The organism is Ruegeria sp. BF7 (assembly GCF_056538605.1).
Window position 1 is genome coordinate 761,954 of sequence record NZ_JBQFTM010000001.1, and the last position, 20,327, is coordinate 782,280.

23 protein-coding genes are annotated in these 20,327 nt (G+C 57.1%); 14 read left to right on the forward strand and 9 right to left on the reverse strand.

The window, feature by feature from the left end; translation table 11 throughout:
* Positions 1 to 13 precede the first annotated feature (13 nt).
* Positions 14 to 460 carry a type II toxin-antitoxin system RatA family toxin gene (locus tag ACR0IK_RS03855; RefSeq protein WP_480640510.1) on the reverse strand — a complete coding sequence of 149 codons (447 nt, stop codon included), beginning with the start codon at positions 458 to 460 and terminating at the stop codon, positions 14 to 16.
* A gap of 72 nt (positions 461 to 532) precedes the next feature.
* Between ACR0IK_RS03855 and hpt the strand changes: the two genes are divergently transcribed.
* On the forward strand, positions 533 to 1,075 hold the full coding sequence (hpt, locus tag ACR0IK_RS03860; RefSeq protein WP_480590689.1) for a hypoxanthine phosphoribosyltransferase: 543 nt from the start codon (positions 533 to 535) through the stop codon (positions 1,073 to 1,075).
* Here the strand turns inward: hpt and ACR0IK_RS03865 are convergent.
* The gene (locus ACR0IK_RS03865) at positions 1,062 to 2,219 is read right to left on the reverse strand and encodes an amidohydrolase (protein ID WP_480640511.1); all 1,158 of its coding nucleotides are present in this window, start codon (positions 2,217 to 2,219) and stop codon (positions 1,062 to 1,064) included. The two genes, hpt and ACR0IK_RS03865, sit on opposite strands and share 14 nt — an antisense overlap.
* Positions 2,216 to 3,166 (reverse strand): lipoyl synthase, encoded by a 951-nt coding sequence (gene lipA / locus ACR0IK_RS03870; protein ID WP_480590685.1) that lies wholly within the window; start codon positions 3,164 to 3,166, stop codon positions 2,216 to 2,218. Before lipA ends, ACR0IK_RS03865 begins: the two co-directional genes overlap by 4 nt.
* A gap of 262 nt (positions 3,167 to 3,428) precedes the next feature.
* Here lipA and ACR0IK_RS03875 point away from each other — a divergent pair, with 262 nt between their 5' ends.
* Complete coding sequence (locus ACR0IK_RS03875; protein WP_480590683.1) at positions 3,429 to 3,977, forward strand: redoxin family protein; 549 nt, start codon at positions 3,429 to 3,431, stop codon at positions 3,975 to 3,977.
* Positions 3,978 to 4,032: 55 nt separating this feature from the next.
* On the opposite strand, the gene ACR0IK_RS03880 is transcribed toward ACR0IK_RS03875, so the two are convergent.
* Both ACR0IK_RS03880 and ACR0IK_RS03885 read right to left on the reverse strand, forming a co-directional pair.
* Entirely contained in the window at positions 4,033 to 4,956 is a 924-nt protein-coding gene (locus ACR0IK_RS03880; protein ID WP_480640512.1) for a LysR substrate-binding domain-containing protein, read from the reverse strand.
* A 44-nt stretch (positions 4,957 to 5,000) separates the two neighbouring features.
* Positions 5,001 to 6,122 (reverse strand): DUF6456 domain-containing protein, encoded by a 1,122-nt coding sequence (locus tag ACR0IK_RS03885; RefSeq protein WP_480640513.1) that lies wholly within the window; start codon positions 6,120 to 6,122, stop codon positions 5,001 to 5,003.
* A gap of 241 nt (positions 6,123 to 6,363) precedes the next feature.
* Here ACR0IK_RS03885 and ACR0IK_RS03890 point away from each other — a divergent pair, with 241 nt between their 5' ends.
* The gene (locus ACR0IK_RS03890; RefSeq protein WP_480640514.1) at positions 6,364 to 6,663 is read left to right on the forward strand and encodes a DUF6477 family protein; all 300 of its coding nucleotides are present in this window, start codon (positions 6,364 to 6,366) and stop codon (positions 6,661 to 6,663) included.
* Here the strand turns inward: ACR0IK_RS03890 and ACR0IK_RS03895 are convergent, their stop codons facing one another.
* Positions 6,664 to 8,208, reverse strand: coding sequence for a trimethylamine methyltransferase family protein (locus ACR0IK_RS03895; protein WP_480590675.1), 1,545 nt, complete (start codon positions 8,206 to 8,208; stop codon positions 6,664 to 6,666). It lies immediately after the preceding gene.
* 155 nt (positions 8,209 to 8,363) lie between these two features.
* Here ACR0IK_RS03895 and ACR0IK_RS03900 point away from each other — a divergent pair, with 155 nt between their 5' ends.
* Positions 8,364 to 9,065, forward strand: a complete 702-nt coding sequence (locus ACR0IK_RS03900; protein WP_480590673.1) for a DUF2270 domain-containing protein — start codon at positions 8,364 to 8,366, stop codon at positions 9,063 to 9,065.
* An 8-nt stretch (positions 9,066 to 9,073) separates the two neighbouring features.
* Here the strand turns inward: ACR0IK_RS03900 and ACR0IK_RS03905 are convergent, their stop codons facing one another.
* Positions 9,074 to 9,511, reverse strand: a complete 438-nt coding sequence (locus ACR0IK_RS03905; RefSeq protein ID WP_480640515.1) for a GNAT family N-acetyltransferase — start codon at positions 9,509 to 9,511, stop codon at positions 9,074 to 9,076.
* A gap of 81 nt (positions 9,512 to 9,592) precedes the next feature.
* Between ACR0IK_RS03905 and guaA the strand changes: the two genes are divergently transcribed.
* The 10 genes from guaA (at position 9,593) to ACR0IK_RS03955 (ending at position 18,836) form a co-directional block, all read left to right on the forward strand.
* On the forward strand, positions 9,593 to 11,152 hold the full coding sequence (gene guaA / locus ACR0IK_RS03910; RefSeq protein WP_480640516.1) for a glutamine-hydrolyzing GMP synthase: 1,560 nt from the start codon (positions 9,593 to 9,595) through the stop codon (positions 11,150 to 11,152).
* A 72-nt stretch (positions 11,153 to 11,224) separates the two neighbouring features.
* Positions 11,225 to 12,127 (forward strand): DMT family transporter, encoded by a 903-nt coding sequence (locus ACR0IK_RS03915; RefSeq protein ID WP_480640517.1) that lies wholly within the window; start codon positions 11,225 to 11,227, stop codon positions 12,125 to 12,127.
* Between the two features lie 125 nt (positions 12,128 to 12,252).
* The gene (locus ACR0IK_RS03920) at positions 12,253 to 13,377 is read left to right on the forward strand and encodes an OmpP1/FadL family transporter (protein ID WP_480590665.1); all 1,125 of its coding nucleotides are present in this window, start codon (positions 12,253 to 12,255) and stop codon (positions 13,375 to 13,377) included.
* Positions 13,378 to 13,522: 145 nt separating this feature from the next.
* Positions 13,523 to 13,873 carry an EamA family transporter gene (locus ACR0IK_RS03925; RefSeq protein WP_480590663.1) on the forward strand — a complete coding sequence of 117 codons (351 nt, stop codon included), beginning with the start codon at positions 13,523 to 13,525 and terminating at the stop codon, positions 13,871 to 13,873.
* Positions 13,874 to 14,082: 209 nt separating this feature from the next.
* A complete protein-coding gene (locus tag ACR0IK_RS03930) occupies positions 14,083 to 14,367 on the forward strand; it encodes an EamA family transporter (protein WP_480640781.1) in 285 nt (94 codons plus the stop codon).
* Positions 14,368 to 14,417: 50 nt separating this feature from the next.
* Positions 14,418 to 15,290, forward strand: a complete 873-nt coding sequence (locus tag ACR0IK_RS03935; protein WP_480640518.1) for an ATPase — start codon at positions 14,418 to 14,420, stop codon at positions 15,288 to 15,290.
* Positions 15,291 to 15,329: 39 nt separating this feature from the next.
* On the forward strand, positions 15,330 to 16,268 hold the full coding sequence (gene metA, locus ACR0IK_RS03940; RefSeq protein ID WP_480640519.1) for a homoserine O-acetyltransferase MetA: 939 nt from the start codon (positions 15,330 to 15,332) through the stop codon (positions 16,266 to 16,268).
* Positions 16,269 to 16,272: 4 nt separating this feature from the next.
* Complete coding sequence (locus ACR0IK_RS03945) at positions 16,273 to 17,223, forward strand: alpha/beta fold hydrolase (protein WP_480640520.1); 951 nt, start codon at positions 16,273 to 16,275, stop codon at positions 17,221 to 17,223.
* A gap of 49 nt (positions 17,224 to 17,272) precedes the next feature.
* Entirely contained in the window at positions 17,273 to 18,142 is an 870-nt protein-coding gene (gene ppk2, locus ACR0IK_RS03950) for a polyphosphate kinase 2 (RefSeq protein WP_480640521.1), read from the forward strand.
* Positions 18,143 to 18,221: 79 nt separating this feature from the next.
* Positions 18,222 to 18,836 (forward strand): TetR/AcrR family transcriptional regulator, encoded by a 615-nt coding sequence (locus tag ACR0IK_RS03955; RefSeq protein ID WP_475209743.1) that lies wholly within the window; start codon positions 18,222 to 18,224, stop codon positions 18,834 to 18,836.
* A 3-nt stretch (positions 18,837 to 18,839) separates the two neighbouring features.
* On the opposite strand, the gene ACR0IK_RS03960 is transcribed toward ACR0IK_RS03955, so the two are convergent.
* Complete coding sequence (locus tag ACR0IK_RS03960; protein WP_480640522.1) at positions 18,840 to 19,898, reverse strand: adenylate/guanylate cyclase domain-containing protein; 1,059 nt, start codon at positions 19,896 to 19,898, stop codon at positions 18,840 to 18,842.
* On the reverse strand, positions 19,895 to 20,263 hold the full coding sequence (locus ACR0IK_RS03965) for a group I truncated hemoglobin (protein WP_480640523.1): 369 nt from the start codon (positions 20,261 to 20,263) through the stop codon (positions 19,895 to 19,897). The genes ACR0IK_RS03960 and ACR0IK_RS03965 overlap by 4 nt, the downstream gene beginning before the upstream one ends.
* Positions 20,264 to 20,327: the final 64 nt, after the last annotated feature.

Below are 20,327 nucleotides of genomic sequence, written 5' to 3' on the forward strand. Positions count from 1 at the left end.
TGCGGGTAAAGGCCTAGCCGTACAAATCGGCAGCACGGGTTTCGAATGCCTGTACGATCCGGTGCATGGCTTCGTTGAACACCACGCCTATAATGCCTTGCAAGATGGCGTTCTTGAATTCGAAATCTACGTGAAAGGACACGTTGCAGCCCCCCTCCGGCGAGTCCTCGAACTGCCAATCTGATTTCATGTATTTGAACGGGCCGTCCAGATATTCCGTGTCGATCTTCATCTGATCCGGGAACAGCGTCACCCGGCTACCGAAACGTTCGCGGAACACCTTGAAGGAAATGACCAGATCTGCCTCCATCACCTGCGCCTCACCTGCCGCATAAGTCCGGCGGATACGGGCGGCGGCACACCAGGGCAGAAACTCGGGGTATTTCGCCACATCCGCAATCAGGTCGTACATCTGCTGAGCCGAATACGGCAGGAGGCGGGTTTCCGAATGAGTAGGCATGGCGTCCGGTATTAACAGGTGACAATGGCGCGTGATTTCGTATGTTGCGCGCCAAAGATCAAGGGGGCAGCGATGAGTGACCGCGCATATGTGATAGATGAGATGATCTCGGCCAAGGCCATTGCCGCCCGGATCGAGGAACTTTGCCGTGAAATCAGTACCGAATTCGCCGACACCGACAAGCTGGTCGTGGTTGGCCTGTTGCGTGGTAGTTTCGTCTTCATCGCTGACCTCGTACGTGAACTGGACCTGCCGATCGAAGTGGATTTCCTTGAGGCGTCCTCCTATGGAGATTCAATGGAGAGCAGCCGAGAAGTACGTATTCTAAAAGATTTACGCGGCGCAATTGAAGGGCGCGACGTTCTCGTGGTCGAGGATATAGTCGATACCGGCCACACGCTGAACCACGTGACCAAGCTGATGCTTAGCCGTAAGCCCGCGCGGCTGAGATCCATCGCTCTGCTGGACAAACCCAGCCGCCGCGAGGTTGATTTCCGGTCTGACTGGATCGGGTTCGAAATTCCGGACGAGTTTGTCGTGGGCTATGGAATCGACTACGCGCAGCGCAATCGCAACCTGCCTTTCATCGGTAAGGTACGGTTTACCGAGGGCTAAGCGGGCCCAACACCTGCTGAATCGCTGCCAGGAAAATCCCGGTTCCGACCGGGATCAGGGCATCCGGGAAATCGTAATCCGGGTTGTGCAATTGCGGGTGATCCACCCCTGAGCCAAGCCAGAACATCGCGGACTTGGCGCCCTTGCCGAACTGCCCGAAATCTTCCGAGAATTTCTGCGGACTGGACGTCAACGCGCAGGGCACGCCTGTTTCGAAACAAGACCGGCTGAGGATATCGACAGCCTCGGGCGCGTTCACGCAAGCTTCGAATACATCCTCATAGCTGATCTCAAAATCCAGCCCCTGATCCAATGCAGCCCGCGCTGCCAATGCCTCAGCCGCGTTCATCAGGTCCTGCATCCGCGCGTCCGCGACGGTGCGCAGGGTCACCCATAGTTCGGCCTGTCCAGGGGCAACGCCGAAGGTCGGCTCTCCCAGTTTTGCATGTGTCACCGTCGTCAGGGCAAAGTCGGCGTCCAAAGAACCACCCTTTCCCAACCCCGCCAATTGTGGCATCAGGGACGCCAGCGCCCCAGCCGGAGATATACCATCCTGTGGCGCTGCCGCGTGTGACGTCTTGCCGGTCAGAACAATCTTCATCCCGCGCGAGGCACAATTGGCAGGTCCTTCACACAGCAAAACTTCACCCTGCGCCAATCCCGGCAAGTTGTGCAGGGAAAACACAAAGTCAGGCGCGATTCCCGCAAATTTTGGGTCAGCCCGAAATGCGATGGCACCTTGCCCGGTTTCCTCGGCCGGTTGGAAAACCAGAACCACACGGCCCGTTTCCGGGCGGGTGTGCACCAGATATTCGGCAACACCCAAAACCATCGCCATGTGGCCATCATGCCCGCACAGATGTCCTTTTCCCGGAATACGCGAGGCATAGGCCGCGTCAGAAATCTCCTGAATCGGCAGTCCATCCAACTCGCACCGAATAGCGACGGTTGGCCCGGCCTGACGGCCGTCGAAGACGCCCGCCACACCATGCCCGCCGATACCCGTCAATACCTGATCGGCACCACGGGCGCGCAGCTCATCTGCGATCCGAGCAGCGGTTTGTTCCTCCTGCCCGGAAACCTCAGGATATTGATGCAATTCTTGGCGCAGCCGGGTCAGCCGGGCGATTGCTTCGGGTGTCACCCTTGCTCCAGCTTTTTCTGACGGGCATCGCGCAAACGGGCAAAGTCGTCGCCCGCGTGATAGGACGACCGCGTCAGAGGCGTTGCAGACACCATCAGGAATCCCTTGCCAAATGCCGCCTTCTCGTAAGACGCGAACTCTTCGGGCGTGACAAACCGATCAACGCCGTGGTGTTTTGGTGTCGGCTGCAGATATTGGCCAATGGTCAGGAAATCGATATCGGCGGCGCGCATGTCGTCCATGACCTGCCGGACCTGCTGTTCGTCTTCCCCTAGGCCGACCATGATACCCGATTTGGTAAAGATTGACGGGTCCATTTCCTTGACACGTTGCAACAGGCGCAGCGAGTGGAAATAGCGCGCACCGGGGCGCACTTCGGGATACAGGCCGGGGACGGTTTCGAGGTTGTGGTTGAACACGTCCGGCTTGGCCTCGACCACAACTTCCAGCACCGAAGGATCGCATTTCAGGAAATCCGGCGTCAGAATTTCAATTGTCGTCTTAGGGGAACGGTGCCGCACGGCGCGAATAGTTTGCGCGAAATGCTCCGCCCCGCCGTCCGCAAGGTCATCCCGGTCCACCGAGGTGATAACCACGTGGTTCAACCCCAGTTTCTGCACCGCATGCGCCACGCGCCCGGGTTCGAATGCATCCAGATCGTCTGGGCGACCAGTCGCAATGTTGCAGAAGGTACAGCCACGAGTACAGATCTCGCCCATGATCATCATGGTGGCGTGACCCTGGCTCCAACATTCACCGACATTCGGGCACCCGGCTTCTTCGCAGACGGTCACGAGGTTGTTCTCGCGCATGATCTTGTGGGTATCGGCATACCCTTTCCCACCCGGGGCCTTCACCCGAATCCATTTCGGCTTTTTCGGCTGCGCATTGTCTTGGCGATGCGCCTTTTCGGGATGACGTTGTTCGGGGATCTTCAGATCACGCACGGTCGGCTTTCCTGACTTTGGGTCACTTTGCTTCGACATAATATAAACTGCAGCGCTTAGCTACGCCACCCGTGCATAGCTGCCATAACAGCGCACTATGCATTTGCAGAAAAACCTAACAAATCTCGTCAAACACCCATTGAAAACAGCGCATTTTGCGGCATCCATCAGAATTCGCCCTTGCGGCAATAATGGCGTTGAAGCCAATTTAGAACTGTTTTAAATCATCGGCAGTTCACACATGAATCACAGGAACTTAAGCATGAAATCCGGTACCAGACTGCCTGACGTAACCTTTCACACCCGCGTCCGTGACGAGGCCGTCGAAGGCCCCAACCCGTTCCGTTGGGAAGATAAGACCACCGCAGATTACTTTGCCGGCAAACGGGTGATCCTGTTCTCGCTGCCCGGTGCGTTCACCCCCACGTGTTCGACCTACCAGTTGCCCGGTTTTGAAAACGGTTATGCCGAATTCAAAGAAAAAGGAATCGACGAGATTTACTGCATGTCCGTAAATGACAGCTTTGTCATGAACAAATGGGCGCAGGATCAGGGCCTGGATAAAGTCAAGGTCATCCCGGATGGTTCGGGCGAGTTCACCCGCAAGATGGGTATGCTGGTCGACAAGGACAACCTTGGTTTTGGTATGCGCTCGTGGCGCTATGCCGCGATCGTCAACAACGGTGTGGTCGAGGCATGGTTCGAAGAGCCCGGCTTGATGGACAACTGCCCCGAAGACCCCTATGGCGTTTCGTCGCCGGAAAACCTGAAAAAGCACCTGGACGAAGCCAAGGAACCGGCTCTGGCCTAAGCCTTTTTGCGATCCAAAACAAAAAAAGGCCCGCCATCGGCGGGTCTTTTCGATTTTAGGCTCGGGTGGCAGTCACGATGCCTTCGCCGACCCGTCGGATGACCTCGGCAAGACCGTCGAACCAGCCTTCTCCCCCAGTTGAAGCACGCCGCACCAAACCAACCGTGCGCGCCGGTTGAGGCGTACTGAAACGCATCAGCTTCAGCCCGGGTACAGCTTCGGATTCCGACCGCGCCGCAAGCTCGGGCATCAGGGTCAGGCCAAAGCCTTCGGCCACCAGTCGCGACAAGGTGGCCAGCGACGACGCGCCCATATTGATGAGACCACTACTGCGGTCCTGACCGCAGACGTCAAGCGCCTGATCCGTCAGGCAGTGGCCATCGTCCAGCAACATCAATTGCGCGGTTTTCAGATCCAGTGGGCGAAGGGCCTCGGGGTTCGTTGCCATGCCCTGCAGGCGCGCTGTGCTGCCGGCCAGAAGGAACCGGTCCTGAAACAGGGGTAGTTCGAACAGCTCATTTCCACCAACCGGCAGGGCTACAACACCGGCGTCGATTTCTCCGGCGCGCAGCATGGCCAGCAGACGCTCGGTTCTAGCTTCGCGTACCTGCACGCGCAACGAAACGTCTGAGGCGCGCAGTCCTGCCAGAACGCCAGGCAGCAAATAAGGCGCGATTGTCGGAATGATGCCAATCGCCAGCGATCTGTGCCCGCCGGACCGGTCCCTGGCGAATTGGTCCAGCCTGTCGGCGGCGCCCAGAACCTTGCGTGCATGATCCAGCACATCGCGCCCCAGCGGCGTCAGCAGTATGTCGCGGGCCTGACGTTCGAAAAGCGGGCCGCCCAAACTCTCCTCCAGCACCTTGATCTGCACCGACAAGGCGGGCTGCGACACATGGCAGGTCTGCGCCGCCCGACCGAAATTGCGCTGTTCGGCAACGGCGCTGAAGTATTGCAACTGTCTGAGGGTGAAATTCATAACCTGTGACTATCACTTGGCGTCGCGAGTGCAATCAAAACATATCACCCGATCATACGATTGCGCTCTGACTGGCATTCGTAATGCCGCTTGAGTCGTTGCAGCGCGATCCGCAGCACAATCTTACCCGACCGCGCCGACCAACCCATACGTTTTTCGGCCAGTTCCAACCCTTCAAGGTAGCAGCAACAACGCAACGCCACATCGCTTAACCCCGGCCCGAGATCCGACAAGGCGTGCTCAACGCGATCCCGCGCATCGGACGAGCCACGCCCACCATGGGTCTCACTTTTGAAACTGCCGCGTCCACCAGCAGTCAGAAAGTGGTCCCAGTTCTGCGCAACCTGGGGACCGATTTGCGCCAGTTCAAAATCCTCACGCAGACGTTCGCCTGCAGCAACCAACGATTCATCTAGGAACGGCTTGCCATCCCGGTCCCGCCTACGCGCCAGCGCAATCAGGGGGCTTTCTGCAACGCTGTAGCGAATGCGCCTTGGTCGGTCGGGTTTCGCTGCCGCGCGCTGCCCCTGCGCCATTTGAGCCTTGAAGTGTGCCTGCGCCTCGGCCATTCCAATCTCACTGCGCTCGCGCGCCTTGTTCTCAACCTCGGCGACCAGACGGCTCAGCGCGGTCCGGCCTGCTGACGATATTCGATACCGCGAAATCCGAGCCGGATTATCGCAAGAAATCCAATCATTAAGAGCAAGCGCCTGTGCGATCCTGCATTCCACCACGGCCGTTCTGGTGGCCCCAGCGTCGCCGGTGTCGCGAACCACAACGGCCTTGTCCATTTCCTCGGCCACTGCCAAGACCGACCCCGTTTCACACAAGCGGCGCAGAATCCGTAGGGCCTCGCGATTGAACTCCTCATCTTTTGCGGCGGCCGTTTCTTCTTTAGCGACAGGCAGAATCCCATGCACGGCCCTAGTCTTACGGCCACCGGGATCGGAGAAATGTGTTTCCGCCAGCGATTGCAGCGCAGCATCCACCAAAGGGTCGTCCCGGCGCATTTCGATCCGTCTTATTTGCCTGAGAATGGTCGAAGCATGGCACCCGGCGGATCGCGCGATATCGCGGATCGACTGGCCGGTCTCTGTGTGGGCAAGATATCTTTGCACCCCTTCAGGTACCCAAGCCGGAATGGTGAAAGCCATGTTATTTTGCATAGTTCCTTGCCCTCGTCGACACAACAATCTGTTCTCAATCGCCCCCGATGAGTTTGTTAACCAATTCTAACTAGAGTTGCTTTCGTTACTCGTTCGTTAACCCGCAGGGACAAGAACCAGATTTGATTCAAAATCATAAACACTCATGAAGTCAGAGTTCGGAGCGAACCTAATCAAGGCAACACCCGCTTAAGTTGTGTGACAAAAGGGGCAACTTCCACTTGAACGAGGAACTCCCGAGATGCAGGACCTGATGACCATGATTACCACCCTCCGCCGCCCCCGCCTGCTGGCACGGGCCGCAAAACTCGGGGCGCAGAACTATGATCGGGAACGACATCTGCAACGTATTCTGGGATACGGCTCACTGCCCGGAACGGGTGCAGCACTGGTTCGACTGATGGAAATGGAACGAGAGGTTAACGCGCAGCGGTCAGAGGAAGACGCGACCTATTCGCTGGTGCGCCATCTTGACCTGCTGATTGCGTTGCTGGGCGAAGCGCAGCTGTATCAAGCCAGCCGCGCCTCGCAATTTCAGTGATCAGGTGAAGGCATCCGGCATGGATGCTTTCTTTTCCGCCACGTATTCGTTCAGCGCGGCGTTGATTTCCGGGTCGAGTTGAGGCTGCTGGTAGTTGGCCAGCAGATGCTCGACCCGCGCGGCGGCCAGTGTCCGTGTGTCACGCCCGCCTTCGTCTTCCCAGGTCTCGAATGGCTTGTAGTCCAGCACTTCGCTTTTCCAGAATGCCTCTTTGAAATTGGCCTGCGTATGGGCGCAACCCAGATAGTGGCCACCGGGACCGACTTCACGGATCGCCTCCATCGCCTGCGCGTTTTCATCATAGGTAATGCCTTTGGCCAGACCGTGCAGAACACCCAACTGATCGGCATCCATGACGAACTTCTCAAAGTCGGCGACCAGACCGCCTTCCAGCCAGCCGCACGAATGCAGCATGAAATTCACACCAGACATCAGACCCATGTTCAGCGAGTTTGCTGTTTCATATGCCGCCTGCGCATCCGGCAGCTTCGAGCCACAGAAAGATCCGGCAGAGCGGAACGGCAGGTTCAGACGTCGCGCCAGCTGACCCGCGCCATAGGTGACCATCGAAGCCTCAGGAGTACCGAAAGTCGGCGCACCCGAGTTCATGTCGATCGACGACACGAAGGCACCAAAGATCGCAGGTGCGCCGGGGCGCACGATCTGGCTGTACGCCACACCGGCCAGAACTTCGGCCAGAACCTGCGTCAGCGTACCTGCAACCGAAACCGGCGCCATCGCGCCGCCGACAATGAACGGAGAGATGATGCAAGCCTGATTGTTCTTCGCATACACCTCAAGCGAGCCCATCATCACGTCGTCGAAAGTCATCGGCGAGTTGATGTTGGTCAGCGAGGTCATGACGGTGTTTTCCTGCACGAACTCTTTGCCGAACAGGATTTCGCACATTTCGACCGAATCCTGCGCGCGGCTTGGATCGGTTACCGAGCCCATGAACGGCTTGTCCGAAAGGGTCATGTGCGCCATCAGCATGTCCAGGTGACGCTTGTTCACCGGAATGTCGGTCGGTTCGCACACGGTCCCGCCCGAATGGTGCAGCCACTTGGACATATAGGCCAGTTTCACGAACTTGTTGAAATCGTCCATGGTCGCATAGCGACGGCCGCCATGGATATCGCGCACGAAGGGAGGACCGTAGACCGGTGCCAGAACCAGATTGCGACCCCCGATGACGACCGATTTCTCGGGGTTGCGGGCGTGCTGGGTGAACTCGCTGGGTGCCGTTTTGATCAGTTCACGCGCCAACCCGCGTGGGATGCGTACGCGCTCACCATCAACATCAGCGCCAGCGTCTTTCCAACGCTGCAACGCAGCCGGGTTGTCAACAAAGTTGACGCCAACCTCGGCCAGAATGGTTTCCGCATTTGCCTCGATAATCTCCAACGCTTCTTCGTTGAGAACCTCGAAATTCGGAATATTCCGTTCGATGTACTTCGCCGTTTCGATTCGAACCGCGGTGCGCTCGGCCCGGCGGGCGGCTCCGCCACCGCCTCTAGCTCTGCGTCGGGTGTTTGCCTCTGCCATGAGATAATCCCGTTAGTCATGTTCACGTTGCAAATCGTGTTACCGGAACCGCCGATCACACCAGACGTGGATTGCGGCGCAATAGGGGTAAAAGCGACATGATCGCCACTTCGAAATTGCTTTGACCCGTTTTTCCTAATGTTGATGATAGGAGCATGGAATCGGAAACGCAAAAAGCACCTTCCACTTTAATTGAAAGAAAATCCCTTGATGCGGCGGAAATCGGCGCCGTAGCGCACCTGTACCGAGGTGAGGTTTATCGCAGCACGATCTGGCGCACCCGATTGGACACAACGACGAACTGGGCGGTTGTCACACTGGGTGTTGCGTTGTCGATTTCATTTTCTTCGCCCGAGGCCTCACCCCTGCCCCTGGTGCTTGTGGGCGTTCTGATCATCTTGTTCCTTATGCTTGAGGCGCGGCGCTACCGATACTTCAACGTATGGCGCGCACGGGCCAGATGGCTGGAGACCCATTTCTATGCACCGCTGCTTTATGATGGTGATCTTCATATGGAGGAGAACTGGCAAAAAGTCTTGGCGCAGGACTATCTGCACCCGCGCTACCATGTCACCCAGATGATCGCGATCGGGCGCCGAATCCGCAGGAACTATCTTTGGATTCTGCTGATCCAGAGCCTGGCATTCTGCGTGAAAATCTCGGTCCATCCGACCCCGGCCGAGAGTTTCGCGGAGGCCATCGAACGGGCCGATGTAGGTCCAATTCCTGGTGAGGCGCTTATCCTTACGGGCGCATTTTACATTCTTTGCTGGTCAATCATCGCGATCTGGAGCTACCGGGCAGATGTCAGCCGCGCCTCTCACCGTGGCAGTGAAAAGTCGGAATCAATGGGTTAGACACAGGCTCAGAGTGTTTTTTCCATCGCGACGGAATTGCCGCTCATTTCCGTTTCTACCCAACCCAAATGCGCATAAATCGCGCGTGTTCCCCCCATCAGCCGATGGGTGCGCAAAACCATGCGCGAACATCCTGCCTCGCGCGCTTCAACCTCGGCGGTTGCCAGCAGCTTCCCGGCGATCCCCTGTCCTTGCACCGGTGGTGAAACAGCCAAGTTAAAAACCTTCATCTCGTCGCCCAGCTGGTCAAAAATGATCACCCCGGCCAACCCGGACTCTGTAAGTGCTAACACCACCCGATGTTCCGTGATTTCCTCTGCGATCCCGGCCGTCACATCCGGAAGATCAGCAATTGTTTTGCGCGCTTCAGCATAGGCCGCTGCGATGCACTCGGTGATCGCCCCAGCGTCTTCTTGTGTCGCGTTCACGAAACGAATGGCGGTCATTGATCCGATCTCCCTCTGTATCTGGCTGGAAACGCCTTCATAACGCTTGCACATAACCGCCGCGCGACCTAAGAGCCAGTCATGAGCCAGACATCCCATGACCGCCTTCTGATCATCGACTTCGGCAGCCAGGTGACGCAGCTGATCGCACGCCGCCTGCGCGAGTTGAATGTCTATTGTGAAATCCACCCCTACCAGAATGTCACCATGGACTTTGTGCGCGATATGGCGCCAAAGGCCGTGATCTTCTCGGGCGGGCCGGACAGCGTGACGCGCGAGGGCTCCCCACGCGCCCCACAAGAGATTTTTGACTATGGCGTACCGATCCTCGGCATCTGCTATGGCCAGCAAGTGATGATGCACCAGCTGGGCGGCAAGGTCGAAAGCGGCCACGGCACCGCCGAGTTCGGGCGCGCCTTTGTCACACCGAAAGGCCAGCTGGATATTCTGGATGGCTGGTTCGACGGTGGAGACGAACAAGTCTGGATGAGCCATGGAGACCACGTCAGTGAAATCGCTCCGGGGTTCGAAGTCTTCGGAACCTCTCCCAACGCACCCTTCGCGATCACCGCCGACGCCAACCGTCACTTCTATGCCGTTCAGTTCCACCCCGAAGTGCATCACACCCCCAAGGGCGCGAAACTGTATGAGAATTTCGTCAAACTGGCCGGGTTCAGCGGCGACTGGACCATGGGCGCCTATCGCGATGAAATGATCCGCAAAATCCGCGAACAGGTCGGCGACAAGAAGGTTATCTGCGGCCTGTCCGGCGGCGTCGACAGCTCGGTCGCGGCAATCCTGATCCACGAGGCGATTGGCGATCAGCTGACCTGTGTGTTCGTCGACCACGGCCTGCTGCGCAAAAACGAAGCCGAAGAAGTCGTCGGCATGTTCCGCGACAACTACAACATTCAGCTGATTCACGCGGACGAAAGCGATCTGTTTCTGGGCGAGTTGGACGGCCAGTCCGACCCCGAGACCAAGCGCAAGATCATTGGCAAGCTGTTCATCGACGTGTTCCAGAAACATGCTGATACCATCGAAGGCGCCGAGTTCCTCGCGCAAGGTACGCTGTATCCTGACGTGATCGAATCGGTATCGTTCTCGGGCGGTCCGTCGGTCACCATCAAATCGCACCACAATGTCGGCGGCCTGCCGGAGAAGATGGGCCTGAAACTGGTCGAGCCCCTGCGCGAACTGTTCAAGGATGAGGTCCGCGCGCTGGGTCGTGAGTTGGGTCTGCCCCAGAGCTTCATCGGTCGCCATCCCTTTCCCGGGCCGGGCTTGGCGATCCGTTGCCCCGGCGAGATCACCCGCGAGAAACTGGAAATCCTACGCGAGGCCGATGCGGTTTACATCGACCAGATTCGTAAGCACGGGCTATATGACGAGATCTGGCAGGCCTTTGTCGCCATCCTGCCGGTCCGTACCGTAGGCGTGATGGGAGACGGGCGGACCTACGACTATGCCTGCGCCATGAGGGCGGTGACCTCGGTCGATGGCATGACCGCTGACTATTATCCTTTCAACCATGAATTCCTTGGCGAAACCGCCACGCGGATCATCAATGAGGTAAAGGGCATCAACCGATGCACTTATGACATCACCTCGAAACCTCCGGGAACAATCGAGTGGGAATAAAAAAGGCCGGGCACTGTCCCGGCTTTTTTGTTTAAGTTCAGCCGGAAACCCGCAATTCCCTCAGGCAGATTAATGGACAGCAGTAAACCGCAGATCGGCAAGGCCGCGCTTTGGATGACCGGGGCAATAGCCTCGTTCTCGTCGATGGCTGTTGCCGGGCGAGAGTTGAGCGTCACGCATGATACTTTTGAGATCATGTTCTACCGCAGCCTTGTCGGCATCTGCGTCGTCGCGCTGGTCTTGTCGTTCACTGGCAAATGGCATCAGGTTTCGACATTCAAACTGGGTTTGCACGGTATCCGGAACCTAATGCACTTCACCGGCCAGAACCTGTGGTTCTATGCAGTCTCGGTCATCCCTCTGGCGCAGGTTTTTGCGTTGGAGTTTACCCAACCCATCTGGGTTATCTTGCTGTCCCCTCTGCTGTTGAAAGAAAGGCTGACGCCGGTCCGGGTGTTGTCGGCCCTGATCGGCTTTGCCGGTATCCTGATTGTTGCCCGCCCCGGTGCCGTACCACTGAGCGCGGGCGTTCTGGCGGCCGCCCTGTCGGCGGTTTTCTTTGCGTTGACTACCATCTCCACCAAAACCCTGACGCGGATTGCCAGTATCGGCTGCATCATGTTCTGGTTGACCGTCATGCAGGCTGTTCTGGGCCTGATCGCGGCGGGGATCGACGGCCAGGTTTCGCTGCCCACACTCGCCACGGCGCCTTTTCTTTTGCTGGTGGGGCTGGCAGGCCTGTTGGCGCACTATTGCATCACCAACGCACTGGCCATTGCACCGGCAACCGTGGTGGTGCCATTCGACTTTGCCCGCCTGCCGACAATCGCGGTGGTCGGCATGATTCTGTATCATGAGCCACTAGATCACTGGACCCTGCTGGGGGCCGCCGTGATCTTTTCGGGCATCTTTATGAACGTCCAAGCCGAGAATCGTAACAGTTTAGCAACAGATTCACGCCACAATCACCAGTAATAACGCACCGTCACCAGTTGACGGATTAATAGGCCTTAAGAAAGTATCGAGCACCATAAGTCAGGTTGATCGCAACCACTCAATAACCCGTGCCTGACCTACAGGAGACCTTAAGGGAGGAACTAATGAAAAAAGCGCTACTACAGGCGTGCGCAGTCTGTGTCGGGGCGACAGGAGCCTATGCAGGTGGCCTTGATCGCAGCGGCCAAGGCGTCAACATCTTGTTCGAGGAAGGGTCCGTCGTACAGTTCCGTCTCGGCTACACCAACCCTGACGTTAGCGGTGAGCAGTTCGGCGTCGACTCCGGCAATATCGCCAACGACTTCTTCACACCGCATCTGGCCTACAAACGTGCCTTCACCGATCGTCTGGATTTCGCACTCGTCTACGATGAACCATTTGGCGCAGACGTACGGTACCCGACAAACTACCCTCTTTCGCAAAACCCTACGGCACCTGCTGGTGGTCGCTCCGACGTCCTGCGTGCCAAGGCGGATGTTGACGCGATCACGGCACTGCTCCGCTATAAGATCGATGGGGGATTCAGTGCCATCGGCGGTGTCCGCGCCCAACGCGCGAAGGCTAATGTCGCAGTCCCGGTGGTTGCCGGCTACGAATTTGAAACCGACGCCGAGATTGACTTTGGTTACGTCGTAGGTGTCGCTTGGGAGCGCCCCGACATCGCGGCACGTGTGGCTTTAACCTACAACTCAAAAATCACGCACAATTTCGACTCGACGGAATCGATCAACAGCGTTCCCCCCATCCCGGCGGCGCTTGTGACGGTGGACGATGAAACCGAGGTTGAGACGCCTCAGTCGGTGAACCTGGATTTCCAAACCGGTGTCGCACCCAAGACCTTGCTGTTTGGTTCGATCCGCTGGGTTGACTGGCCGCAGACCGTCCTGGCCCCGGATGTTTACGTCGGCGCAGCAAACCAAAACCTGGTCGATTATGCAGACGACACGTTCACTTACACGCTGGGTCTGGGATACCAGTTCTCCGAGGAGTTCTCAGGCGCGATCACAGCAGGATATGAAACGTCATCGGACACACCGGTTACGAACCTCGGCCCGACCGACGGCTTCTGGAGTGTGGGCCTTGGTGGCACCTACAGCTTTGAAAACGCACAGATATCCGGCGGCGTTCGCTATACCGATATCGGTGACGCGACCACCACAACCGGCGGTGAATTCTCGGGCAACTCGGCTTGGAGCGTTGGCTTTCAGATCACATACGCTCTGAACTAATTTCAAGCCTAATCTAAAAAACCCCGCTGTTTCGGCGGGGTTTTTCTTTGCACAGGTTTCGGGTCGAAAGGGTGCCCAGACAGTGCGAAAAAATGGCATGGCGGCACAAAATAATCTTTCACCGAAAGCATAGGGCGAGTTTCTTGTGTTGGGCCTGATCTGGGGCGCATCGTTCCTGTCAATCCAGTTCGCGCTGGACACGATCCCAGTGACGACCTCAGTGCTTCATCGGGTTTTATGGGCAATGCTGGCGCTTTGGATTGAGGTCTGTTTCCGGTGGCTGACCATTCCACACAGCCCTCGCGTTTGGCTGGCGTTCCTGATCATGGGATTGCTGAACAACGCAATTCCGTTTTCGCTGATGACCTCGGGGCAGCTTTACATCGAGACTGGCCTGACCTCGATCCTGAATGCAATGACGGCCATTTTCGGTGTCATAGTCGCGGTGTTGTTTTTCAAGGATGAACGCCTCAGCCGCACGCGCTATCGGAGATAGGCTTGGACTTCTTGGGGTTACATTTGCAATCGGGATACGGAACTTTGCCAGTTTCGACCCGCAGAGTATGGCCAAACTGGCGGTCAATACAGGCACGATGTCCTACGCTCTGGCCGGCGCTTGGGCGCGAGCCACTTTGACTAAACTACCCCGTAGTTGAGACAGCCGGGATTCTAACCGGATCGACCCTGCTGATCCTGCCCATTACACTGCTGGTCGATGGCGTGCCAAGTATGGACTTGCCCCTGATCACATGGGCGGCGATTGGCTATTACGCTTTGATTGCCACGGCCGGAGCCTACCTGCTGTACTATCGGGTTCCGGCTATGGCCGGTGCAGGCAATCTGTTGCTGGTCACGCTGGTCATCCCCCCGGTCGCCATCGTACTGGGCGCGGTTTTGCGGGATGAGGCCTTACCGCCGCAAGCTTATCTGGGTTTCGCCACCCTTGCGCTGGGGCTATTGATCCTCAACCTTGCAGGCGCACGCGATTGACGCCGCCCGCCGCCCGTTTTAGCTAGGTCGGAAAAAAGGGACAGCGGACAATGATCTACGGCTCGGCAAACGACTGGCGCGGCGCGGCGCGGAAAAAGGTGCTGTTTTTTGGCATGTCGGGTCTGGGAAAGACTTATGTATCCAACGTCCTGCGCGATTCCGGCGACTGGTTTCATTACTCGATCGATTATCGCATAGGCACCCGTTACATGGGCGAATACATCGCGGATAACGCCAAGGCCGAGGCGATGAAGATTCCTTTTCTGCGCCAGCTTCTGCTTTCGGATTCGATCTTTATTGGATCGAATATATCCTTCGAAAACCTGACCCCCGTAGCCGCTTATCTGGGCAAGCCCGGAAACCCAGAGCTGGGTGGCCTGGATCTGCCCGAATACAAACGCAGGCAGGAGCAATTCCGACAGGCTGAAATTCACGCGCTTTTGGACACCGAGTATTTCATCGACCGGGCGCAGCGCCTGTACAGATATCCACATTTCATTTGTGACACGGGCGGGTCGATCTGCGAATGGGTGGATCCGACAAACCCAACGGATCACGTTCTATCCGAATTGTCCCGCCAAACCCTGATGATCTGGATTCAAGGGGACGAAGACCATACGGTCGAACTGATCCGCCGTTTCGACAAGGCGCCCAAGCCGATGTCCTATCAGGCAGAATTCCTGACCCGTGTTTGGGACGATTACCTGACCCAACACAACTGCCGGTCCGAGGACGTGGACCCTGACGCGTTCATCCGCTGGACCTATGCGCAAGCACTGGCGCATCGCCAGCCGCGTTATCAGGCGATGGCCGAGAACTGGGGCGTCACGGTCACTGCGGACGACATGCACAAGGTCCGTGATGCCGCTGATTTCGATGAGTTGATCGAACGCACACTTGAGACCCGCGCGAACGACGCTTAGTTTCCACTTTTACACTGAAACTCCAAAGGCTTGAATCTGATGCCGATTAAGATCCCCTCCGACCTTCCTGCTTTTGATGTCCTCACCAAAGAGGGCGTCTCGGTCATGGCCGAGGATCAGGCGATGCATCAGGATATTCGCCCTCTGCGGATCGGGTTGTTGAACCTGATGCCCAAGAAGATTCAGACCGAGAACCAGTTCGCGCGCCTGATCGGGGCGACTCCGCTGCAGATTGACCTGTCTTTGATCCGCATGACCGAACATCGCACCAAGAACACCGCCGCTGAGCATATGGCCGAGTTCTACCGCCCTTTTCAGGAGGTCAAGAACGAGAAGTTTGATGGCCTGATCATCACCGGCGCGCCGATTGAGCATCTGGATTTCACCGAAGTCACCTATTGGGACGAAATGCGCGAGGTTTTCGAATGGACACAGACAAACGTGCATTCGACCTTTGGCGTCTGCTGGGGCGGGATGGCGATGATCAATCATTTCCACGGCGTGCAGAAACATATGTTGGACGCAAAGGCCTTCGGCTGTTTCCGTCATTCGAACCTCAACCCGGCCTCGCCTTTCTTGCGCGGATTTTCAGATGACTGCGTGATCCCGGTCAGCCGCTGGACTGAGATGAAGCAAAACGAGATTGATGCCGCGAACGGCTTGGTGACCTTGCTGGGCAGTGATGATGTCGGGCCGTGCCTGGTCGAAGATCGGGAGCACCGGGCTATCTATATTTTCAACCATTTCGAGTACGACAGCGACACTCTGAAACAGGAGTATGACCGCGACGTTGCCAATGGCACCCCGATCAACGTGCCGATGAACTACTATCCGGACGACGATCCGACCCAAACGCCGCAAAACAGATGGCGCAGCCATGCGCATCTGCTTTATGGCAACTGGATCAGTGAGATTTACGGCACCACCCCCTACGACATCAGCCGGATCGGTGTCGATCAAACCGATCTGAGGGCCTGACCCCATGTTACGCGTCGGCGTCATAGTTCTGACCCTGATGGTCATGCTATGGGCCGTCGCAATCTGGCGCTCAGCCCGGAACGAGGCGCGCGCCGAGGCCGCCTTTCCCCCCGAAGGCCAGATTGTCGACGTCGATGGTGTGCCCGTCCATGCCGTTGTGATGGGCGAAGGGCCGGACGTGGTGCTGATTCACGGGTCCAGTGGCAACACGCGCGACATGACCTTTGCGCTGGCCCCGATACTGGCAGAAAACTACCGCGTGATCGTATTTGATCGCCCCGGATTAGGCTATAGTGCCGGTTTCAACCCAGACGGGGAAACCATCGAAGAACAGGCGGAAATCCTGCAAAAGGCCGCTGCCCTGCTTGGTGCCGAAAAACCCATCGTCGCAGGCCAAAGCTATGGTGGATCAGTGTCGCTCGCCTGGGCGGTGACACGGCCCGACAACATTTCGGCAATGGTTCTAATCGCGCCTGCGGCGATCCCGTGGGAGACGCCTCTGGACGGTTTCAACCAACTGGCATCCACCTCGGTCGGCAGCGCAGTAACTCTGCCTTTGATCACCGCTTTTGTACCCAGTTGGTACGTCGAAAAAGCGCTGGACGGCGTGTTCGCACCCCAGACGGCCCCTGCGGGCTATGCCGATCACTTCGGCCCAGGTCTGACCATGCGCCGCAATTCGATGCACACCAACGCCAAGCAGCGCGCCAATCTGTTGGATGAGGTCACCGCACTGCGACCCCGATACGGCGAGATCGACGTCCCGACCGAGATTGTTCACGGCACCGCCGATGACACCGTTGGCCTCGAATGGCATTCACATCGTTTGATCGACGAAATCCCTGGGGCAGAACTGATCGAGCTGCCGGGCATCGGGCACATGCCGCAGGTCGTGGCCGCCCCCGAGGTTGCCGCCGCCATCGACCGCGCCGCACAACGTGCGGGTTTGCGTTAAGCCCACGGCTAATCCATAGTAGGATATGGCTTTTATGGCGAGGTAACACATGGCCCGTTCCGAAAAAGGTTCCATCGAAAAGTACTTCAAAAAGGATGCCCCGAAAGAGGTGCGTTCAGCCATTGAAAGGTCTGAAAAGGACGACATTCTGAACCCGACCTACCCTTACGACGAACGCATGAAGCGTAAGGAATACGAAAAAGAAATGGAAAAACTGCAGATTGAGTTAGTCAAAATGCAGTCCTGGGTAAAAGAGACTGATAGACGTGTAGCCCTCATTTTCGAGGGCCGGGATGCGGCTGGCAAAGGCGGCACGATCAAGCGGTTCCGCGAAAACCTGAACCCGCGCGGCGCGCGCAACGTCGCGCTCAGCAAACCATCTGATACAGAGCGCAGCCAGTGGTACTTCCAGCGGTACATTCAGCATCTTCCCTCAGCCGGTGAGATCGTGTTCTTCGACCGAAGCTGGTATAACCGCGGCGTCGTTGAAAACGTGTTTGGTTTCTGTACGGCAGAAGAGCGCGAACGGTTTTTTCGGCAGGTTCTGCCGCTGGAAACCGGGCTGGTCAATGACGGGATCACCTTGTTCAAGTTCTGGCTGAATGTCGGCCGTGCCGAGCAACTGAACCGGTTCCTATCTCGTGAAACGGACCCGCTGAAACAGTGGAAACTCAGCCCAATCGACGTAGCGGGCCTGAACAAATGGGACGAATACAGCGAATCGATTTCGGAAACCCTGACCCGCAGCAATTCCGAGCATTGCCCCTGGACCATCGTCCGGTCCGACGACAAGAAACGCGCGCGGCTGGCGGCCATTCGCACTGTGCTGCATGCGTTGGACTATGATGAAAAGGACGAGGACGCAATTGGGCCGAATGATCCCAAAATCTGCGGCGGGCCGAAAATCTGGGATGCATGACCAAGAGTGGACGAAGGCCACAACGCGGATTATGTCATGTATTCCGAAAGCTTAAACAGCAAAGGCACCTGAAACGGGGATGACGAAACGCGGGTATCACCACGGGAACCTGAAACAGGCTCTGATCGAGGCTGCACTGTCTTTGATCGAGGAAAAAGGTCCAACTGGCTTTACCTTGTCCGAGGCTGCCAAAACCGCAGGGGTCACACCGGCTGCGGTCTATCGGCATTTCCACGGGCGCGAAGACCTGATCGCCGAGGCCGCCCGGCAGGGGTATGAGATGTTCGCGGACCTGATGCAATACGCTTATGACAAAGGCCAGCCCTCGGCCCTAGCCGCGTTCGAGGCGACGGGCCGCGCCTATCTGGCCTTTGCACGCAAGCACCCGGGTCATTACATCGCCATGTTCGAAAGCGGCATTTCCATCAACCGCACGCCCGAACTGGCGCTGGCGGCGAACCGGGCAAAAGCGGTACTGGAAAAAGCAGCCTCGGATCTATCGCAGCACATTCCGCCCGAAAAACGCCCACCCGCGTCGATGTTCAGCGCCCATATCTGGGCCATGAGCCACGGCGTTGTCGAACTGTTCGCGCGCAACACTGGCGCCAGTTCCCCCTTCCCGCCCGAGGACTTGCTGGAATCTGGGATCGGTATCTATCTGCGTGGTCTGGGGCTTGTCCCGCAGGACGATTAATGGTCAGAAACGCGACAACGGCTGCGGCACGCTAAGGCCAGAGGTCACATTGATCAGATCCATTTCACCCATGCCCTTGATGTCCACACGCCCAATGTCCGAGACCTGAAACTCGTCGATCAGGGCGTATTTCATCTCTTCCGGAGCAACGATATTCATCGGGTTTGCAAAGACTTGCAGGCGCGCGGCAATGTTAACCGCCGGACCGAACACGTCATAGACGTATTTCTGTATTCCCACGACCGAGCCAACAGCAGCCCCCATTCCCAAACCGATCCGGGCCTGCCATTTATGCGGGTGGCTTTCGTTGCGCCGCTCGAGATACCGCAGGAACCGTACTGCACAATGCGCTACTGCAGTTGCATGGTCCGGCGTCGCATCGGGCATACCTGACACTGCAAGATAGGCGTCGCCAATGGTCTTGATCCGCTCGCACCCGAACTGTTCAACGATGCGGTCGAAGGCAGTGAAAATATCGTTCAGCTCGCTCAGTGTCACGGTCGGGTCGGTCTTGGCCGCAAAATCCGTGAAGCCTACGAAATCCAGCATCACCACCGACACCTGATCGTATAGCTGAGGCGTGACAACGCCGAACGTCTTGAACTCTTCGTACACCGCGCGTGGCATCAGGTTCAGCAACAGACGTTCAACCCGCTCTTTTTCCCGCTCCAATTCACGCGTGTTGCGCTCGACCATGGTCGAGTAGCTGTCGATCATGCTTTCAAGCTCGCGGATGCGGGTGATGTTTTGACATTCGATGACCAAAACCTGTTCAGACAGGCCATTTGCCAGCGACACAGTCGTCGCGAAAATCAGCGTTCTGCGCTTTGGTTTGATCTGCAGTTCAACAGAATAGCGCAGACCGGATTGCTTTACGTCTTCCAATTCACGAACTTCAAGCGATGGAAGCACATCCAGCAGCGTCTGCCCTTCCTTTGGCTTGCCGAACCACTCCGCGAACGGCCCGTTGTGAAATACGAAACTGAGATCTGAGGCGCGAACGACCGCAACACCAACTCCGATCGCCCGAAGCAGCTGCTCATTGATGGCCAGAATACTCATGCGGCGTCACGCGCGACAATGATTGAACGTTTGGATTCAATGGCATTCAGGGCGATTTTGATATGGCTGTCTTCCATCCCGTGCATGGCCAGCGCTTCGCCAAACAGCTCAGCCATTTCGTCAAAATCCGCATGTGAGATATTGAGGTGCCGGTGAACCGCTTCGATCCGATCATCACTGAAAGATGCAGGCCCGCCCACCAAGGAAGACACGAATTTGGTTTGGTGGTCGATCAGACGTGGCATGTCTATATCTTCGAAATGGCCGCCAATTTGATCGGATTCCAAGGCCATTTCATAAAATGTCATCACGATCCGACTAATGGTTTTGAACCCGCCGTATTTTTCGTAAATAGTCTGCCCCACACCAAACACCCGAACGTTAACCACAAAAACACTGGAAGATTATATCAAATCGACAGTTTTGTTA

Excerpts from the sequence above, each read along its gene's own strand:
- ACR0IK_RS03895 (WP_480590675.1), bottom strand. The coding sequence starts at position 8,208 with ATGGCAGAGGCAAACACCCGACGCAGAGCTAGAGGCGGTGGCGGAGCC.
- guaA (WP_480640516.1), top strand. The coding sequence starts at position 9,593 with ATGAGCCAGACATCCCATGACCGCCTTCTGATCATCGACTTCGGCAGC.
- ACR0IK_RS03905 (WP_480640515.1), bottom strand. The coding sequence starts at position 9,511 with ATGACCGCCATTCGTTTCGTGAACGCGACACAAGAAGACGCTGGGGCG.
- hpt (WP_480590689.1), top strand. The coding sequence starts at position 533 with ATGAGTGACCGCGCATATGTGATAGATGAGATGATCTCGGCCAAGGCC.
- ACR0IK_RS03935 (WP_480640518.1), top strand. The coding sequence starts at position 14,418 with ATGATCTACGGCTCGGCAAACGACTGGCGCGGCGCGGCGCGGAAAAAG.
- ACR0IK_RS03945 (WP_480640520.1), top strand. The coding sequence starts at position 16,273 with ATGTTACGCGTCGGCGTCATAGTTCTGACCCTGATGGTCATGCTATGG.
- ACR0IK_RS03880 (WP_480640512.1), bottom strand. The coding sequence starts at position 4,956 with ATGAATTTCACCCTCAGACAGTTGCAATACTTCAGCGCCGTTGCCGAA.
- ACR0IK_RS03960 (WP_480640522.1), bottom strand. The coding sequence starts at position 19,898 with ATGAGTATTCTGGCCATCAATGAGCAGCTGCTTCGGGCGATCGGAGTT.
- ACR0IK_RS03915 (WP_480640517.1), top strand. The coding sequence starts at position 11,225 with ATGGACAGCAGTAAACCGCAGATCGGCAAGGCCGCGCTTTGGATGACC.
- ACR0IK_RS03855 (WP_480640510.1), bottom strand. The coding sequence starts at position 460 with ATGCCTACTCATTCGGAAACCCGCCTCCTGCCGTATTCGGCTCAGCAG.
- ACR0IK_RS03920 (WP_480590665.1), top strand. The coding sequence starts at position 12,253 with ATGAAAAAAGCGCTACTACAGGCGTGCGCAGTCTGTGTCGGGGCGACA.
- metA (WP_480640519.1), top strand. The coding sequence starts at position 15,330 with ATGCCGATTAAGATCCCCTCCGACCTTCCTGCTTTTGATGTCCTCACC.
- ACR0IK_RS03900 (WP_480590673.1), top strand. The coding sequence starts at position 8,364 with ATGGAATCGGAAACGCAAAAAGCACCTTCCACTTTAATTGAAAGAAAA.
- ACR0IK_RS03885 (WP_480640513.1), bottom strand. The coding sequence starts at position 6,122 with ATGCAAAATAACATGGCTTTCACCATTCCGGCTTGGGTACCTGAAGGG.
- ACR0IK_RS03955 (WP_475209743.1), top strand. The coding sequence starts at position 18,222 with ATGACGAAACGCGGGTATCACCACGGGAACCTGAAACAGGCTCTGATC.
- ACR0IK_RS03875 (WP_480590683.1), top strand. The coding sequence starts at position 3,429 with ATGAAATCCGGTACCAGACTGCCTGACGTAACCTTTCACACCCGCGTC.
- ACR0IK_RS03890 (WP_480640514.1), top strand. The coding sequence starts at position 6,364 with ATGCAGGACCTGATGACCATGATTACCACCCTCCGCCGCCCCCGCCTG.
- ppk2 (WP_480640521.1), top strand. The coding sequence starts at position 17,273 with ATGGCCCGTTCCGAAAAAGGTTCCATCGAAAAGTACTTCAAAAAGGAT.